The 17091-nt window shown below is 70.8% G+C and carries 12 protein-coding genes; 11 read left to right on the top strand and 1 reads right to left on the bottom strand.

Going from position 1 to position 17091, the window contains the following annotated elements; all coding sequences use genetic code 11:
* Positions 1-56 precede the first annotated feature (56 nt).
* A complete protein-coding gene (gene purU / locus ACFU97_RS38240) occupies positions 57-929 on the bottom strand; it encodes a formyltetrahydrofolate deformylase (protein WP_384265774.1) in 873 nt (290 codons plus the stop codon).
* Positions 930-1149: 220 nt separating this feature from the next.
* On the opposite strand from purU, the gene ACFU97_RS38235 reads away from it, so the two are divergent.
* The 11 genes from ACFU97_RS38235 to ACFU97_RS38185 all read left to right on the top strand — a co-directional run bounded on the left by ACFU97_RS38235 (position 1150) and on the right by ACFU97_RS38185 (position 16880).
* Positions 1150-2619: an aldehyde dehydrogenase family protein gene (locus tag ACFU97_RS38235; RefSeq protein WP_384265771.1), complete on the top strand. Its 1470-nt coding sequence runs from the start codon at positions 1150-1152 to the stop codon at positions 2617-2619.
* Between the two features lie 20 nt (positions 2620-2639).
* Entirely contained in the window at positions 2640-3728 is a 1089-nt protein-coding gene (locus tag ACFU97_RS38230) for a glycine betaine/L-proline ABC transporter ATP-binding protein (protein WP_384265768.1), read from the top strand.
* Positions 3728-5728, top strand: coding sequence for an ABC transporter permease (locus ACFU97_RS38225; protein ID WP_384265766.1), 2001 nt, complete (start codon positions 3728-3730; stop codon positions 5726-5728). Before ACFU97_RS38230 ends, ACFU97_RS38225 begins: the two co-directional genes overlap by 1 nt.
* Positions 5729-5741: 13 nt before the next feature.
* Positions 5742-6704 (top strand): ABC transporter substrate-binding protein, encoded by a 963-nt coding sequence (locus ACFU97_RS38220; RefSeq protein WP_384265763.1) that lies wholly within the window; start codon positions 5742-5744, stop codon positions 6702-6704.
* Positions 6705-6916: 212 nt separating this feature from the next.
* A complete protein-coding gene (locus ACFU97_RS38215; RefSeq protein WP_384265760.1) occupies positions 6917-9355 on the top strand; it encodes an FAD-dependent oxidoreductase in 2439 nt (812 codons plus the stop codon).
* Positions 9356-9392: 37 nt separating this feature from the next.
* Positions 9393-10253 (top strand): bifunctional methylenetetrahydrofolate dehydrogenase/methenyltetrahydrofolate cyclohydrolase, encoded by an 861-nt coding sequence (locus ACFU97_RS38210; RefSeq protein WP_384265757.1) that lies wholly within the window; start codon positions 9393-9395, stop codon positions 10251-10253.
* Positions 10250-11545, top strand: coding sequence for a serine hydroxymethyltransferase (gene glyA / locus ACFU97_RS38205; protein WP_384265754.1), 1296 nt, complete (start codon positions 10250-10252; stop codon positions 11543-11545). Before ACFU97_RS38210 ends, glyA begins: the two co-directional genes overlap by 4 nt.
* Positions 11542-12774 carry a sarcosine oxidase subunit beta family protein gene (locus ACFU97_RS38200; protein WP_384265752.1) on the top strand — a complete coding sequence of 411 codons (1233 nt, stop codon included), beginning with the start codon at positions 11542-11544 and terminating at the stop codon, positions 12772-12774. Before glyA ends, ACFU97_RS38200 begins: the two co-directional genes overlap by 4 nt.
* 11 nt (positions 12775-12785) lie before the next feature.
* Positions 12786-15938, top strand: a complete 3153-nt coding sequence (locus tag ACFU97_RS38195) for a sarcosine oxidase subunit delta family protein (RefSeq protein ID WP_384265749.1) — start codon at positions 12786-12788, stop codon at positions 15936-15938.
* Positions 15931-16536: a sarcosine oxidase subunit gamma gene (locus tag ACFU97_RS38190; protein WP_384265746.1), complete on the top strand. Its 606-nt coding sequence runs from the start codon at positions 15931-15933 to the stop codon at positions 16534-16536. Before ACFU97_RS38195 ends, ACFU97_RS38190 begins: the two co-directional genes overlap by 8 nt.
* 155 nt (positions 16537-16691) lie before the next feature.
* Positions 16692-16880: a hypothetical protein gene (locus ACFU97_RS38185; RefSeq protein WP_384265743.1), complete on the top strand. Its 189-nt coding sequence runs from the start codon at positions 16692-16694 to the stop codon at positions 16878-16880.
* Positions 16881-17091 lie beyond the last annotated feature (211 nt).

Raw genomic sequence — 17091 nt, 5'->3', positions numbered from 1 at the left:
GCGACGTGGCGGCGGGGCGGTTCCGGATCCGGAACCGCCCCGCCGCCACGTCGCGCTCAGCGGAAGACCACCGTGCGGTTGCCGTCCACCATCACCCGGCTCTCGCTGTGCCACTTCACGGCGTGCGCCAGGACCTGCGCCTCCACGTCCCGGCCGACCGTGACCAGCTCGCCGGGGTCGAGGGAGTGGTCGACGCGGACCACGTCCTGCTCGATGATCTGGCCCTCGTCCAGGTCCGGGGTCACGTAGTGCGCCGTCGCGCCGACCAGCTTCACTCCGCGGTCGTATGCCTGCTCGTAGGGGCGAGCGCCCTTGAAGCTGGGCAGGAAGGAGTGGTGGATGTTGATGGCGCGGCCCTCGAGCTGCTTGCACAGGTCGTCGGAGAGGATCTGCATGTACCGGGCCAGCACGACCAGGTCGACGTCCAGCTCCCGCACCAGCTCCAGCAGCCGCGCCTCGGCCTCGGGCTTGGTGTCCCGGGTGACGGGGACGTGGTGGAAGGGGATGCCGTAGGTCTCGGCCAGGCCCTCGAAGTCGCGGTGGTTGGAGACGATCGCCGGGATCTCGATGTTGAGGGCGCCGGTGCGCCGGCGGAAGAGCAGGTCGTTCAGGCAGTGCCCGAACCTGGAGACCATGATGAGCGTCCGCGTCGGGGTGGCGGCGTCCCGCAGGGTCCAGGAGATGCGGTGGGCCTCGGCGACCGGCCCGAAGCGGTAACGCAGCGTTTGCAGATCCGCGTCGGGATCGGAAACGTCGAAGTGGACCCTCATGAAGAAGCGGTCCTGGAGCCGGTCGTCGAACTGCTGGCTCTCCAGGATGTTGCCCGAGTTCCTGACCAGGAAGCCGCTCACGGCGTGGACGAGGCCCGCGCTGTCGGGGCAGGAGAGGGTGAGGACGTACTCACGTCCGGGCTGCGGTCGAGGGGACATCTGCGGCCTCCGTCGGTGCGTATTGCACAACATGGTGAGCGATGCGCAACATGCTGGGCTCGCCGCGCGCCTCCGGTCAAGGGGTGGCCCGGTAACGGGCGCCATGGCGAAATCGTCATCGGCCAACTACTTGACGGGGCTCTGAGCTTTCGCCACTGTGTTCCACCACAAGCAATTGGATGCACGATGCGCAACGCATTCCGGCTGAAGGGCTTGGCGCGTGGCAGATCTGTACGTGGACGGACAATGGCGGGCGCCGGTGGCCGGCGGCCACCGCGACATCCGCTGCCCCGCTGACGGCGCACACGTTGCGACCGTAGCGGAAGGTACGCGTCCTGACGCCGAGGCGGCGATCGCCGCCGCCCGGCGGGCCTTCGACGAGGGGCCCTGGCCCCGCACCCCCGAGCGTGAGCGCGGCGCACTGCTGCTGCGCACCGCCGACATCCTCGAGCGCGACACCAAGGAGTTCGCCCGCGCCGAGTCGCTGGACACCGGCAAGCGGCTGGTGGAGAGCGAGTACGACATCGCCGACGTCGTCTCCTGCTTCCGCCACTACGGCGGGATCGCCGGCACCGACGCCGGCCGCGTGATCGACACCGGCCGCGACGACGCCGTGAGCCGCGTCGTGTACGAACCGGTCGGCGTCTGCGGACTGATCACCCCCTGGAACTACCCGCTGCTGCAGGCCAGTTGGAAGGTCGCCCCGGCACTTCTGGCGGGCAACACCATCGTCCTGAAGCCCAGCGAGCTGACCCCCTCCACCTCCGTCCTGCTGATGAGGGCACTGGAGGAGGCCGGGCTGCCGGCGGGCGCCGCCAACCTCGTCCTGGGCTCCGGCCCCGAGGTCGGCGCACCGCTGTCCGAGCACCCGGACGTCGATCTGGTCTCCTTCACCGGCGGCCTGGAGACCGGCAAGCGGATCATGGCCTCCGCCGCCGCGACCGTGAAGAAGGTGGCGCTGGAGCTCGGCGGCAAGAACCCCAACGTCGTCTTCGCCGACGCCGACTTCGAGGCCGCCGTGGACTTCGCCCTCACGGCCGTCTTCCTGCACTCCGGGCAGGTCTGCTCGGCCGGTGCCCGGCTGATCGTCGAGGACGCGCTGCACGACCGCTTCGTCGACGAGGTCGTCCGCCGCGCCCGGCTCATCCGCCTCGGCGGCCCCTTCGACCCCGACGCCGAGACCGGGGCGCTGATCTCCGCGCAGCACCTGGAGAAGGTCGAGGCGTACGTCGCGGCCGGCCTCGCCGAGGGTGCGGTCCTGCGCTGCGGCGGTGAGCGGCCCGGCGACCCGGCACTGGCGAACGGCCACTACTACCCGCCGACCGTGCTCGACGGCTGCACCCAGGACATGCGGGTGGTGCACGAGGAGTCCTTCGGGCCCGTGCTGACCGTAGAGCGCTTCACCGACGAGGACGATGCCGTGCGCATCGCCAACGACACCGAGTACGGACTGGCCGGCGCCGTCTGGACGCAGGACGCCGGCAAGGCCCAGCGGGTCGCCCGGCGGCTGCGCCACGGCACGGTCTGGATCAACGACTACCACCCCTACGTGCCGCAGGCCGAGTGGGGTGGCTTCGGGCATTCGGGCGTCGGCCGCGAGCTGGGAGCGAGCGGCCTGGACGAGTACCGGGAGCCCAAGCACATCTGGCAGAACATCCAACCCCGGCCGCAGCGCTGGTTTAGCGGCTGAACGCCGAAAAGAGGTCGATCGTGACCCCAACACAGACCGAGGTGGCGCAGCGGCGCGGCACGCCCGAGGAGTCGGACGGGACTCCGGTCATATCCGTGCGCAGGCTGTGGAAGGTGTTCGGGCCGAAGGCCGAGCGGGTGCCGGACTCGGAGGAGCTGTGCGGGCTGACCCGCCGCGAGCTCATGGACCGCACGGGCTGCACGGCCGCCGTACGCGACGTCAACTTCGACGTCTCGCCCGGCGAGGTCTTCGTCGTCATGGGCCTGTCCGGCTCCGGCAAGTCCACGCTCGTGCGCTGTCTGACCCGGCTGATCGAACCCACCTCGGGCGAGGTCGTCTTCGAGGGCCAGGACATCCGGCAGGCGGACGACAAGCGGCTGCGCGAGCTGCGCCGCAGCAAGTTCTCCATGGTCTTCCAGCACTTCGGCCTGCTGCCGCACCGCCGGGTCGTCGACAACGTCGCCTTCGGCCTGGAGATCCGCGGCATGAGCAGGTCCGAGCGGACCCGGCGGGCCCAGGAGGTCGTGGAGCTGGTCGGCCTCGCCGGCTACGAGAACTCCTACCCCGACCAGCTCTCCGGCGGTATGCAGCAGCGCGTCGGCCTCGCCCGCGCGCTCGCCGGCGACCCGGACGTGCTCTTCTTCGACGAGCCGTTCTCCGCGCTCGACCCACTGATCCGCCGGGACATGCAGAGCGAGGTCATCCGGCTGCACCACGAGGTCGGCAAGACGATGGTGTTCATCACCCACGACCTGTCCGAGGCCCTGAAGCTGGGCGACCGCATCCTCATCATGCGCGACGGCAAGATGGTCCAGTGCGGCACCGGCGACGAACTCGTGGGCGCCCCCGCCGACGACTACGTACGGGACTTCGTGAAGGACGTGGCGCGCGGCGACGTGCTCACCCTGCGCTGGATCATGCGCGCCCCGGAGGACAAGGACGCCCTGGACGGGCCGGAGCTGGGCCCGGACGTCGTCGTACGGGAAGCCACCCGGACCGTGCTGGCCGCCCACAAGCCGGTCAAGGTCGTCGAGAACGGCAAGTTGCTCGGCATCGTCGGCGACGAGGAGATCCTCGCTGTGGTCGCCGGGCAGGAAGGCGGCGCGTGATGACCGTCGCCATCGAGAAACCCGAGACCTCGGGGCCCGTCGAACCCAAGGCGCCCGCCAAGGAGCCGCGCCAGGTCAGCCGGACCATGGTGGTCGCAGGGATCCTGGTGTCATGGCTGGTGCTGTTCGCCGTGCTGCGCGGCAAGCAGACCCTCTCGCTCGCGACGGCGGACCTCACCGATCTGCACCGGTGGTTCAACGACGTCAACGACTCCATCGGCGCCAACCGCAACTCCAACCCGCTCTTCCTGTACTTCTTCAACGAGATCCGGCTGGTCATCGACAACCTGGTGACCTTCGTCCAGCACCTGATCTCCCAGCCCCCGCCCGGCCGGCCCGTCCCGCAGATCGGCTGGCTCGGCGTGGTCGGCATCGCCGGCTACGTCTCCTGGGCCGTGGGCAACTGGCGTGTGGCGCTGCTCGCCGTGTGCGGCTTCGTCTTCTTCGGGCTGCAGGGGCTGTGGCAGGAGAGCATGGACACCCTGGCCCTGACCCTCTCCGCGGTGTTCGTGGCGCTGCTGTTCGCGATCCCGCTGGGCGTGTGGGCGGGGCTGTCCGACCGGTTCAACCGGATCGTGACGCCCTTCCTGGACTTCATGCAGACGATGCCGACCTTCGTCTACCTGGCTCCGCTGACCCTGATCTTCCTCATCGGCCCGGCCTCGGCGACGATCGCCACCGTCATCTACGCGGCGCCGCCCGCGATCCGCATCACCGCGCACGCCATCCGCTCCGTACCGGAGACCACCACCGAGGCGGCCGACTCCCTCGGCGCGACCCGGCGGCAGTCGCTGCTGAAGGTGCTGCTGCCGATGTCCAAGCGGACCGTGGTGATGGGCGTCAACCAGTCCATCATGGCCGCTCTGGCCATGGTCACCATCGCGGCCCTGATCGACGCGCCCGGCCTCGGCAAGACCGTCGTGCAGGCACTGCAGTCCCTCGACGTCGGCACGGCCTTCAACGCGGGCCTCGCGATCGTCGTCATGGCGATCGTGCTGGACCGGGTGACGACCGCGGCCAGCACCCGCGAGGAGGAGGCGCGCCGCTCCAAGAACCGCTTCCTGAAGTGGCGGGGGCCGCTGCTCGGCGCCGGCGCGGTGGTCACCGCGGTGCTGGTCTACGTGTCCCACACCTATCTGTGGGCGGCGGACTTCCCCGGCGACGGCACCGTCGGCAGCCACATCGCCGGCGCGGCCGACTCGGTGACGACCTGGGCGCAGGACAACCTCTCGGGGCTGACCAACGCGATCCGCGACGTGATCACCAACGTACTGCTCAACCCGTTCCAGAGCCTGCTCACCGACTCGCCCTGGTGGCTGGTCGGCATGGTGCTGGTGGCGCTGGCCGTCGTGCTCGGCGGCTGGAAGGCCGGCATCACCACGGCGGTGTGCGTGGGCCTGCTGGTCGGCACCGGCGTGTGGTCGGACGCCATGACCACGACCGCGTCCACCCTGGTGGCGACGGTCCTGGTGATGCTCCTGGGCATCGTCTTCGGCGTCTGGATGGGGCGCAGCATGCTCGTCGACAAACTGGTGCGGCCCACCCTGGACGCCGCCCAGGTCATGCCGCCCTTCGTCTATCTCGTGCCGTTCCTGGCGCTGTTCGGCGCGACCCGCTTCACGGCGATCGTCGCGGCCGTCGTCTACGCGGCACCGGTCGCCATAAAGATCATCGCGGACGGGGTGCGGGCCGTGCCCGAGACCACCGTCGAGGCGGCCACCTCCGCCGGGTGCAGCACCCGGCAGATCATCACCAAGGTCCAGCTGCCGATGTCACGCAGCGCCCTGACCCTCGCGACCAACCAGGGCCTGATCTACGTGCTGTCGATGGTTGTTGTGGGCGGCCTGGTGGGCGCGGGCGCCCTCGGCTACGACGTCGTGGCCGGCTTCTCGCAGGGAGAGCTGTACGGCAAGGGGCTGGCGGCAGGGCTCGCCATCGTACTGCTCGGAGTCATGTTCGACCGGATCACTCAGGCTGCGGCGCGACGCACCGGTGCATAAGGAGCAGGACACCATGGCAAGAACTTGGCGAGCCGGCGCGGCCGGCCTGGCCGTCCTCGGCCTCACCCTCACCGCGTGCGGAGGTGCGAAGGTCGGCGACAGCTCGTCGGGCTCGGGCGGCAGCTCGGGCAAGTGCGGCACCTTCAACCTGGCGGTCAACCCGTGGGTGGGCTACGAGGCGGACGCGGCGGTCGTCGCGTACGTCGCGCAGCACAACCTCGGCTGCACGGTCAACAAGAAGGACCTCAAGGAGGAGATCGCCTGGCAGGGCTTCGGCACCGGCGAGGTCGACGCCGTCCTGGAGAACTGGGGCCACGACGACCTGAAGAAGAAGTACATCACCGAGCAGAAGACAGCCGTCGAGGCCGGCTCCACCGGCAACAAGGGCATCATCGGCTGGTACGTGCCGCCGTGGCTGGCCAAGGCGCACCCGGACATCCTCGACTACAAGAACCTCAACAAGTACGCCGCCAAGTTCAAGACGTCGGAGTCGGGCGGCAAGGGCCAGCTCCTGGACGGCGACCCGTCCTACGTCACCAACGACGCGGCCCTGGTGAAGAATCTGAAGCTGAACTTCAAGGTGGTGTACGCGGGCAGCGAGACCGCGCTCATCCAGGCCTACCGCAAGGCCGAGAAGGACAAGCAGTGGGTGATCGGCTACTTCTACGAGCCCCAGTGGTTCATGTCCGAGGTGCCGCTGAAGAAGGTCGCCCTGCCCGCCTACAAGAAGGGCTGCGACGCGGACGCGGCCAAGATCGCCTGTGACTATCCCGTCTACGACCTCGACAAGATCGTCAGCTCCAAGTTCGCCAAGGCCGGCTCGCCGGCCTACGACCTGGTGAAGAAGTTCAACTGGACCAACGACGACCAGAACACCGTGGCCAAGTACATCGCGGTGGAGAAGATGACGCCCGACGCGGCGGCGAAGAAGTGGGTCGAGGCCAACAAGGACAAGGTGGACGCCTGGCTCAAGTGAGCCGGACTGCCCCACTGGAACCCCATGCCCGGCGGGCGGTGCACACCTGTGCACCGCCCGCCGGGCATCGCCGTGTCCGGGCCCGTTCCGGACCGTTTTCCGACGTCACGGACCCCTTGACACCCCCTCCCATGGAAGGCACATTGAGTTGCGCAACCTGAATCGCGTTGCGTACAAAGCAACTAGCTGGATTTGACTGCGGAGGTGCGGCGATGGCGGGACCCCGAGTGGTGATCATCGGAGCGGGCGTCGTGGGAGCGGCCCTCGCGGACGAGGTCTCCGCGCGAGGCTGGACCGAAGTGACCGTGGTCGACCAGGGCCCGCTGCCCGCCACGGGAGGCTCCAGCTCGCACGCACCGGGCCTGGTCTTCCAGACCAACTCCTCCAAGACCATGACCGAGTTGGCCCGCTACACCGTCGAGAAGTTCTGCTCCCTCGACGTCGACGGCAAGCCCTGCTTCCTCCAGGTCGGCGGCCTCGAGGTGGCGACCAGCCCCGAGCGCCTGGCCGAACTGCGGCGCCGCCACGGCTGGATCACCGCCTGGGGCATCGAGGCGCGGCTGCTCACCCCCGACGAGTGCGTCGAACGCCACCCGCTGGTCAACCGCGACCGCGTCCTCGGCGGCCTGCTGGTGCCGACGGACGGCCTCGCCAAGGCGGTCCTCGCGGTCGAGGCCCAGATCCGCCGGGCCACCGAGCGCGGCGTGCGCTTCCTGGACCGCCACGAGGTCCTGGACATCCGCCAGGAGGACGGGCGCGTCACCGGCGTCGTCACCGACCAGGGCGAGCTGGACGCCGACATCGTCGTGTGCTGCGCCGGCATCTGGGGCCCGAAGATCGCGCGCATGGTCGGCATGAACCTCCCGCTCACCCCGCTCGGCCACCAGCTCGCGTGGACCGGACCGGTCCCGGCGCTCGCGGGCCAGACGCAGGAGGCCGTCCGGCCGATCCTGCGCCACCAGGACGCCGACCTCTACTACCGCGACCGCTTCGACGGCTTCGGCATCGGCTACTACGGCCACCGCCCGATGCCCATCACCGCCGACGAGATCCTCTCCTTCGACGAGGCCGAGGAGATGCCCTCGGTGCTGAAGTTCACCGAGGAGGACTTCGCGCCGGCCTGGGCCGAGACCCAGTCCCTGCTCCCCGCGACGCAGGAGGCGAAGATCGAGGAGGGCATCAACGGCCTGTTCTCCTTCACCACCGACAACTTCCCGCTGCTCGGCGAGTCCCCGGACGTCAAGGGCTTCTGGGTCGCCGAGGCGGTCTGGGTCACCCACTCCGCGGGCGTCGGCCGCGCCGTCGCCGAATGGCTGGTCGACGGCTACTGCTCCTCCTTCGACCTGCACGAATGCGACGTCAACCGCTTCGAGCCGCACCAGCTCTCCCCGGAGTACGTGCTGGCCCGCGACTGCCAGAACTTCGTCGAGGTCTACGACATCCTGCACCCGCTGCAGCCCTCGGGCGACCCGCGCCCGATCCGCACCAGCCCCTTCCACCCCCGCCAGCAGGAGCACGGCGCCTTCTTCCTGGAGGCGAACGGCTGGGAGCGCCCGCAGTGGTACGAGGCCAACGCCTCGCTGGTGGAGGGCCGTTCGATCCCCACGCCCAACGACTGGGCCGCGCAGTACTGGTCGCCCATCGTCGGCGCCGAGGCACAGGTCACCCGCGAGACCGTCGCGATGTACGACATGACCGCCCTCAAGCGCCTGGAGGTGAGCGGCCCCGGCGCCGCCGCCTTCCTGGAGGGCCTCGTCACCGGCAAGGTCGCCAAGTCGGTCGGCTCGGTGACGTACACCCTGCTGCTCGACCACGACGGCGGCATCCGCAGCGACATCACCGTCGCCCGGCTGTCCCGCGACGTCTTCCAGGTCGGCGCCAACGGCAACCTCGACCTGGACTGGTTCACCCGCCACCTCCCGGCCGACGGCACGGTCCAGGTCCGCGACATCACCCCCGGCACCTGCTGCATCGGCCTGTGGGGCCCGCTGGCCCGCAAGGTCCTGCAGCCGCTCACGGACGAGGACTTCAGCAACGACGGCCTGAAGTACTTCCGCGCCAAGCGCGCCTACATCGGCTCGGTGCCCGTCACCGCGATGCGCCTGTCCTACGTCGGCGAACTCGGCTGGGAGCTCTACACCACCGCCGACCAGGGCCTCAAGCTCTGGGACACCCTGTGGCGGGCGGCGCAGCCGCTGGGCGGCATCATCGCCGGCCGCGGCGCCTTCAACAGCCTCCGCCTGGAGAAGGGTTACCGCTCCTTCGGCACCGACATGACCTACGAGCACGACCCCTACGAGGCCGGCGTCGGCTTCGCGGTCAAGCTCGACAAGGGCGACTTCGTCGGCAAGGCCGCGCTGGAGCGCCGCAGGCAGGACGTACGGCGGAAGCTCACCTGCCTCACCGTCGACGACCCGCGCTCCGTCGTGCTGGGCAAGGAGCCGGTCTACGACGGCGAGCGGTCCGTCGGCTACGTCACCAGCGCGTCCTACGGCTACACGATCGGCAAGGGGATCGCCTACGCATGGCTGCCCGCGGAGCTGTCGGAACCCGGAACCACGCTGCACATCGGCTACTTCGACCGGCGGATCGAGGCGGTCGTGGCCGAGGAGCCCCTGTTCGACCCGAGCATGTCCCGTCTGCGCGGCTGACCCCACCGCGCCGCATCCGAGGGAAGGAACACCACCGGTGACCGCACAACTCCTGGACGGCAAGGCGACCGCCGCCGACGTCCGACGTGAACTCGCCGAGCGGGTGGCCAAGTTGGAGGCCACCACCGGCCGCGTGCCGGGACTCGGCACGGTGCTGGTTGGCGACGACCCCGGCAGCCGCGCCTACGTCGGCGGCAAGCACCGGGACTGCGCGCAGGTGGGCATCGCCTCCATCCGCCGGGACCTGCCCGCCGACGCCTCGCAGAGCCAGGTCGAGGACGTCATCGACGAACTCAACGCCGACCCGGCCTGCACCGGCTACATCGTCCAGCTGCCGCTCCCGCGCCACCTGGACGCCAACGCCGTACTGGAACGGATGGACCCGGCCAAGGACGCCGACGGCCTGCACCCCGTCAACCTCGGCCGGCTCGTCCTGGGCGTCGAGGCACCGCTGCCGTGCACCCCGCGCGGCATCGTCGAACTGCTGCGCCGTTACGACGTGCCGCTCGCCGGCGCCCGCGTGACCGTCATCGGCCGCGGCATCACCGTCGGGCGCCCCATCGGCCTCCTGCTGACCCGCAGGTCGGAGAACGCCACCGTGACGCTCTGCCACACCGGAACCAAGGGCCTGGCCTGGCACGTGCGCGAGGCGGACATCGTCATCGCCGCCGCAGGCTCGCCCGGACTGATCACCAAGGACATGCTGCGCCCCGGCGCGGCCGTCCTGGACGTCGGCATCACCCGCACCGAGCACGGGCTGGTCGGCGACGTGCACCCGGAGGCCGCCTCGGTCGCCGGCCATCTCGCGCCGATGCCCGGGGGAGTGGGCCCCATGACCCGCGCCATGCTGCTCGCCAACGTCGTCGAGGCCGCCGAGAGGAACGCGAACGCCGTATGAACGCGCTGAACACCCCCCTGGCCCAGCTGGACCCGGAGGTCCACGAAGCGCTCCGCGCCGAACTGCACCGCCAGCAGTCCACCCTCGAGATGATCGCCTCCGAGAACTTCGCGCCCACCGCCGTGATGGAGGCGCAGGGCTCGGTCGCCACCAACAAGTACGCCGAGGGCTACCCCGGCCGCCGCTACTACGGCGGCTGCGAACACGTCGACGTGACCGAGCGGCTGGCGATCGAGCGCGTGAAGTCCCTGTTCGGCGCGGGCTTCGCCAACGTGCAGCCGCACTCGGGGGCCCAGGCCAACACGGCCGTCTTCTTCGCCCTGCTGCAGCCCGGCGACACGATCCTCGGCCTCGACCTCGCGCACGGCGGTCACCTCACGCACGGCATGCGCATCAACTACAGCGGCAAGATGCTGAACGTGGTGCCCTACCACGTGTCCGAGAACGGCAACCTGGTCGACATGGACGAGGTCGAGCGCCTCGCCAAGGAACACCGCCCCAAGATGATCATCGCGGGCTGGTCGGCGTACCCGAGGCAGCTGGACTTCGCGGCCTTCCGCCGGATCGCCGACGAGGTCGGCGCCCTGCTCATGGTCGACATGGCGCACTTCGCGGGCCTGGTCGCGGCCGGACTGCACCCCAACCCGGTCCCACACGCCCACGTCACCACCACGACCACGCACAAGACGCTCGGCGGCCCGCGCGGCGGCGTGATCCTCACCAACGAGGCCGACCTCGCCAAGAAGATCAACTCGGCGGTGTTCCCCGGCATGCAGGGCGGCCCGCTGGAGCACGTGATCGCCGCGAAGGCGGTCTCCTTCAAGGTCGCCGCCTCACCGGAGTTCGCCGAGCGCCAGGCGCGCACGCTGGCCGGCGCCCGCATCCTCGCCGACCGCCTCACCCAGGCGGACACGGCGGCCGCGGGGGTGAAGGTCCTGACCGGCGGCACCGACGTCCACCTGGTCCTGGTCGACCTGCGCGACGCGGACCTGGACGGCCGGCAGGCGGAGGACCTCCTCCACGAGATCGGCATCACCGTCAACCGCAACGCCGTGCCCTTCGACCCGCGCCCGCCCATGGTCACCTCGGGCCTGCGCATCGGCACCCCGGCGCTCGCCACCCGCGGCTTCACCGAGGAGGACTTCACCGAGGTCGCCGACGTGATCGCGCTGGCGCTCCAGCCCACGCCCGACGTGGCGGCCCTGCGCGCCCGCACCGAGGCCCTCGCCGCCAGGCACCCGCTCTACCCGCACCTGTCACAGGCAGCAGCAGAAGCCGGAGACACCCCATGAGCCAGCGCACCCCCGGCGCCGACCTCCCCGACCACCCGGACTTCCTCTGGCGCACCCCCGAGCCGAAGCGCTCGTACGACGTCGTCATCGTCGGCGGCGGCGGGCACGGCCTGGCCACCGCCCACTACCTGGCGAAGAACCACGACATCACCAATGTCGCCGTGCTGGAGAAGGGCTGGCTGGCGGGCGGCAACATGGCCCGCAACACCACGATCATCCGCTCCAACTACCTCTGGGACGAGAGCGCCGGCATCTACGAGCACGCCCTCAAGCTCTGGGAGGGCCTGGCAGAAGAGCTCGACTACCCGATCCTCTTCTCGCAGCGCGGCGTGCTGAACCTGGCGCACAGCCTCCAGGACGTCCGCGACAGCGTGCGCCGCGTCGAGGCCAACCGCCTCAACGGCGTGGACGCGGAGTACCTGGACGCCGAGCAGGTCAAGGAAGTCTGCCCGATCGTCAACATCAGCCAGGACGTGCGCTATCCGGTCCTCGGCGCCACCTACCAGCCGCGCGCGGGCATCGCCAAGCACGACCACGTGGCCTGGGGCCTGGCCCGCTCCGCGGACGCGGCCGGCATCGACATCATCCAGAACTGCGAGGTCACCGGCCTGGACGTGGTCGGCAACCGCGTCGTCGGCGTCCAGACCGACCTGGGCCCGATCGCGGCGGGCAAGGTGGCCCTGTGCTCGGCCGGCCACACCTCGGTCCTCGCGGCCATGGCCGGCATCGAACTCCCCGTCCAGAGCCACCCGTTGCAGGCCCTGGTGTCGGAGCTGCTGGAGCCGGTCCACCCGACCGTCGTCATGTCCAACGCGGTCCACGTGTACGTCAGCCAGGCGCACAAGGGCGAGCTGGTGATGGGCGCGGGCATCGACGCGTACAACTCGTACACGCAGCGCGGCGCCTTCCACATCATCGAGGACCAGATGTCGGCGGCCCTGGAGCTCTTCCCGGTCTTCGCCCGCGCCCACGTGCTGCGCACCTGGGGCGGCATCGTCGACGTCAGCCCGGACGCCTCGCCCATCGTCGGCCTCAGCCCCGTCGACAACCTGTACCTCAACTGCGGCTGGGGCACGGGCGGTTTCAAGGCCACGCCCGGCGTCGGCTGGGTCTACGCCCACACCATCGCCCACGACACCCCCCACCCCCTCAACGCCCCCTTCTCGCTCGACCGTTTCACCACCGGCGCGCTCGTCGACGAGCACGGCGCTGCCGCGGTGGCCCACTAGGGAGCCGATCCATGCTGCTCATCCCCTGCCCGTGGTGCGGGCCCCGCGACGAGGCCGAGTTCCACTACGGCGGCCAGGCCCACGTGCCCTATCCGCAGGACCCGTCGGCCCTCACCGACGAGGAGTGGGCCCGCTACCTCTTCTTCCGCGACAACACCAAGGGCCCCTTCGCCGAACGCTGGAACCACACCTCGGGCTGCCGCCGCTGGTTCAACGCGGTACGCGACACGTCGACGAACGAGGTGCTGACGGTGTATCGGGCGGGGGAGCCACGGCCCGAGCGGGTGGAACCCCGTTCGGCCGTATCAGCCCGTCCGGCGTTTGAGGACGAGGCCCCTCCAGGGCCGATCGGGGGCCTGGAGGCGAAGCCCCCGGTACGGCGCCGAGGACGTACTCTGACCTTCACCTTCGACGGCTCCGAATACCAGGGCCGCGAGGGCGACACCCTCGCCTCCGCCCTCCTGGCCAACGGAGTCATCGCGGCAGCGACAAGCATCAAGCTCGGCCGCCCCCGCGGCATCTTCTCCGCCGGCGTCGAAGAACCCAACGCCGTCATCCAGATCGAGGAGCCGTTCCCCGAGCCCATGCTCCCCGCCACCACCGTCGAGCTCTACGACGGCCTCGTGGCGACCAGCCTCCCCGGCCAGGGCCGCCTCGCCACCGAACCGGACCCCGCCCGCTACGACGCCGTGCACGACCACTGCGACGTGCTGATCGTCGGCGCGGGCCCGGCCGGCCTCGCGGCCGCGGCCGTCGCCGCACGCACCGGCGCCCGGGTCGTCCTCGCCGACGACCAGCCGGAACTCGGCGGCAGCCTCCTCGGCACGGGTGAACTCCCCGACTGGATCGGCGAGGTGACGACGCGGCTCGAGACGTCGGCGGACGTCCGCATCCTCCGCCGCACCACCGTCTTCGGCCACTACGACGACAACCACCTGCTGGCCGTCGAGCGCCGCACCAACCACCTCGGCGCCGCCGCCCCGGCCGGCGTCTCCCGCGAACGGGTCCACCGCATCCGGGCCCGCCGCGTCGTCCTCGCCACCGGCGCCCACGAGCGCTCGCTGGCCTTCGCGGACAACGACCGCCCGGGCGTGATGCTGGCCGCCTCGGCCCGCACGTACGCCAACCGGTACGGCGTCCTGCCCGGCCGCCGCGCCGTCGTGTTCACCACGAACGACAGCGCCTACGCCGCCGCGCTGGACCTGGCCGCGGCCGGTGTGGAGGTCCCGGCGATCGTCGACACCCGTCCCGAACCGGGCGAGTGGGCCGAGCGCGCCCGCGCGGCGGGCATCGAGGTGCTGCCCGGCCACGCCGTGACCGGCACCGACGGCGAGACCCGCCTGACCTCCGTCGCCGTCGCGCCGTACGGACGGACCGAGGCACAGCGGGAGTTCACCGCCGACCTCCTCCTGGTCTCGGGCGGCTGGAACCCGGTGGCGCACCTGTTCAGCCAGGCGGGCGGCAAGCTCCGCCACGACGAGGCGCTCGGCACGTTCGTGCCGGACACCTGCCGGCAGGCCGTCGAGGTCGCGGGCAGCGCGAACGGCGTGTTCGACCTGGCAGGGGTGCTGGCCCAGGGCGCGGCGGCCGGAGCCCGCGCGCTGCAGGCCGAGGGCTACACCGCCGAACCACCCGCACTGCCCGCGGTGCCTGCCCAGCCGCGGCCGGCACCGCCCATGCAGGTCTTCACCGTCCCCGGCCGTGCGGGCGCCCCGCGCTTCGTGGACCTCCAGCGCGACGTCACCGTCGACGACCTGACCCGTGCGACGGGCGCCGGCATGCGCTCGGTCGAGCACACCAAGCGCTACACCACCGCCGGCACGGCCAACGACCAGGGCAAGACCTCGGGCGTGCTGGCCAGCGGTGTGGTCGCCGAGCTGCTCGGCGTCGACGTCTGCGCGCTCGGCACGACCACTTTCCGGCCGCCGTACACCCCGGTCTCCTTCGCCGCGCTCGCCGGCCGCGACCGCGGCCGGCTGAGCGACCCGGTCCGTACGACGGCGCTGCACGAGTGGCATGTCGCGCGCGGCGCCCTGTTCGAGAACGTCGGCCAGTGGAAGCGCCCCTGGTACTACCCGCAGGACGGCGAGGACATGGAGAGCGCCGTGCTGCGCGAGTGCGCAGCCGCCCGCGAGGGCGTCGCCTTCATGGACGCCTCCACGCTCGGCAAGATCGACGTGCAGGGCCCGGACGCGGCGGTCTTCCTGGACCTGCTCTACACCAACATGATGAGCACGCTGAAGGTCGGCATGATCCGCTACGGCGTGATGTGCCGCCCGGACGGCATGGTCTTCGACGACGGCACCGTCATCCGCCTCGCCCAGGACCGCTACCTGGTCACCACGACCACCGGCAACGCGGCCGCCGTGCTGGACTGGATGGAGGAGTGGCTCCAGACCGAGTGGCCGGACCTGCGGGTGCACTGCACCTCGGTCACCGAGCAGTGGGCCACGGTCGCCCTGGTCGGCCCGAAGTCCCGCGCGGTCCTCGGCTCCCTGGCGCCTCAACTGGCCGTCGCCAACGAGGACTTCCCGTTCATGGCGTGGCGCGACACGGCCGTCGCGGGCATCGACGCGCGGGTCTGCCGAATCAGCTTCTCCGGTGAACTCGCCTACGAGATCAACGTGTCGCCGTGGAACGCCCTCGCCCTGTGGGAGGCGCTGTACGAGGCGGGCGCCGAGTACGGCATCACCCCGTACGGCACGGAGACCATGCACGTCCTGCGCGCCGAGAAGGGCTACCCGATCGTCGGCCAGGACACCGACGGCACGGTCACCCCGCAGGACCTCGGCATGAGCTGGGCGGTGTCCAAGAAGAAGCGGGACTTCATCGGCAAGCGCTCCTACGCCCGCGCCGACACCGTCCGCCCGGACCGCAAGCACCTGGTCGGCCTGCTCCCGGAGGACACCGGCACCTTCCTGCCCGAGGGCACCCAGCTGGTGGCCGACAGCGTGCTGCCCGCCCCGCCCGTGCCGATGCTCGGCCATGTCACCTCCAGCTACCGCAGCGCCGCCCTCGGCCGTACCTTCGCGCTCGCCCTGATCAAGGGAGGCCGGGACCGCATCGGCGAGCGCCTGTACGCCCCGGTGGGCGACCGGCTGGTCCCGGTGACCGTCACCGGCCCCGTCCTCTACGACCCCGAGGGAGCCCGCCGCGATGGCTGACACCGCTCTTTCCGCACCGCCCCGCAGCCCCCTGGGGCGCGACGCCGGTCGTCTCGCCGCCGCGACCCGCACCTCCCGGGGCGCGATCCGGCTGGCCGAGCTGCCCTTCCTGGCCCAGGTGAACGTCCGCCTGGACGCCAAGGGCGCGGCCGCCGGCGCGGTCGCGCTCGCCCTGGGCCTGCAACTGCCCCTCGAACCCAACACGGTCGTACGGGCAGGGGAGTTGACCGCCCTGTGGCTCGGCCCGGACGAGTGGCTCGTGGTCGGCCCGCCCGGCAGCCGGGCGGACCTGGAGGCCCGGGTGCGCGAGGCCGCCGGGGACGAGCCCGTCTCCGTCACCGACGTCTCCGCACAGCGCACCACGCTGCTCGTCGCGGGCCCCCGCGCCCGCGACCTGCTGGCCCACGGCTGCTCGCTCGACCTGCACCCGCGCGCCTTCGGCAGCGGGCGCTGCGCCCAGACGACCCTGGGCCGCACCCAGGTCGTCCTGGTCGCCCGGGACGAGCCCCGGGCCGGGTTCTGGGTGCTGGTCCGCTCCTCCTTCGCCGGCTACCTCGCGGACTGGCTGCTGGACGCGGCGACGGAGTATCTGGCGTGATCCGGGGTTGTCCGGCGTGATCTGGCGTGAGGCGGCCGTCGTGCCAGGGTCGTTGAAGAAGTGACCAATGTTTCTTCTGTGCCGTTTGCATGCTTTGTGTGCATATGGTGACCTGGTTCACGAAGGCTCTTCGTACACCCAGAGGAGATGGTCGTATGCCTTCCACGGACAGGACGGTCGAGGAACTCACGGGGATCAGGAGCGTCGACATCGAAGCGGCGCTCGACCCGACCGAGCCCGACGGTGTCTACCGTGACAGCCGCGAATGCGCCGCACTCGCGCTGACCTCCGGCACCACGTCACTGCTGCTCTCCCCGCCGGCCCCCCGCCCCAAGAAGGGCTGAGCGAGCCGACAGGAGCAGCTGGATGGAGCAGTCAGGCACGGCCGCCCTCCTTCAGGGTGCGGTGCAGGACCTCTCGTCGGACGTGGGGGGCGTCCTCCCTGGGAAGGGAAAAAGCCTGATTTTCCACCGCGCACCCTCAAGAACCAAAAACAACCCCACCCTCCCCCCCCCCACCCCCCCCCCTCTTCGCGACAAACCCCCTCCTCCTCCC

This window comes from Streptomyces sp. NPDC057616, assembly GCF_042800575.1.
Lineage (GTDB): Bacteria > Actinomycetota > Actinomycetes > Streptomycetales > Streptomycetaceae > Streptomyces.
The sequence above is the reverse complement of the archived record's forward strand: the minus strand, read 5'-3'. Positions and strand labels throughout refer to the sequence as shown.

Coding starts and splice junctions, on each gene's coding strand:
- ACFU97_RS38200 (WP_384265752.1), top strand. CDS start 11,542: ATGAGCCAGCGCACCCCCGGCGCCGACCTCCCCGACCACCCGGACTTC.
- ACFU97_RS38190 (WP_384265746.1), top strand. CDS start 15,931: ATGGCTGACACCGCTCTTTCCGCACCGCCCCGCAGCCCCCTGGGGCGC.
- ACFU97_RS38225 (WP_384265766.1), top strand. CDS start 3,728: ATGACCGTCGCCATCGAGAAACCCGAGACCTCGGGGCCCGTCGAACCC.
- ACFU97_RS38185 (WP_384265743.1), top strand. CDS start 16,692: ATGCCTTCCACGGACAGGACGGTCGAGGAACTCACGGGGATCAGGAGC.
- ACFU97_RS38195 (WP_384265749.1), top strand. CDS start 12,786: ATGCTGCTCATCCCCTGCCCGTGGTGCGGGCCCCGCGACGAGGCCGAG.
- ACFU97_RS38220 (WP_384265763.1), top strand. CDS start 5,742: ATGGCAAGAACTTGGCGAGCCGGCGCGGCCGGCCTGGCCGTCCTCGGC.
- glyA (WP_384265754.1), top strand. CDS start 10,250: ATGAACGCGCTGAACACCCCCCTGGCCCAGCTGGACCCGGAGGTCCAC.
- purU (WP_384265774.1), bottom strand. CDS start 929: ATGTCCCCTCGACCGCAGCCCGGACGTGAGTACGTCCTCACCCTCTCC.
- ACFU97_RS38215 (WP_384265760.1), top strand. CDS start 6,917: ATGGCGGGACCCCGAGTGGTGATCATCGGAGCGGGCGTCGTGGGAGCG.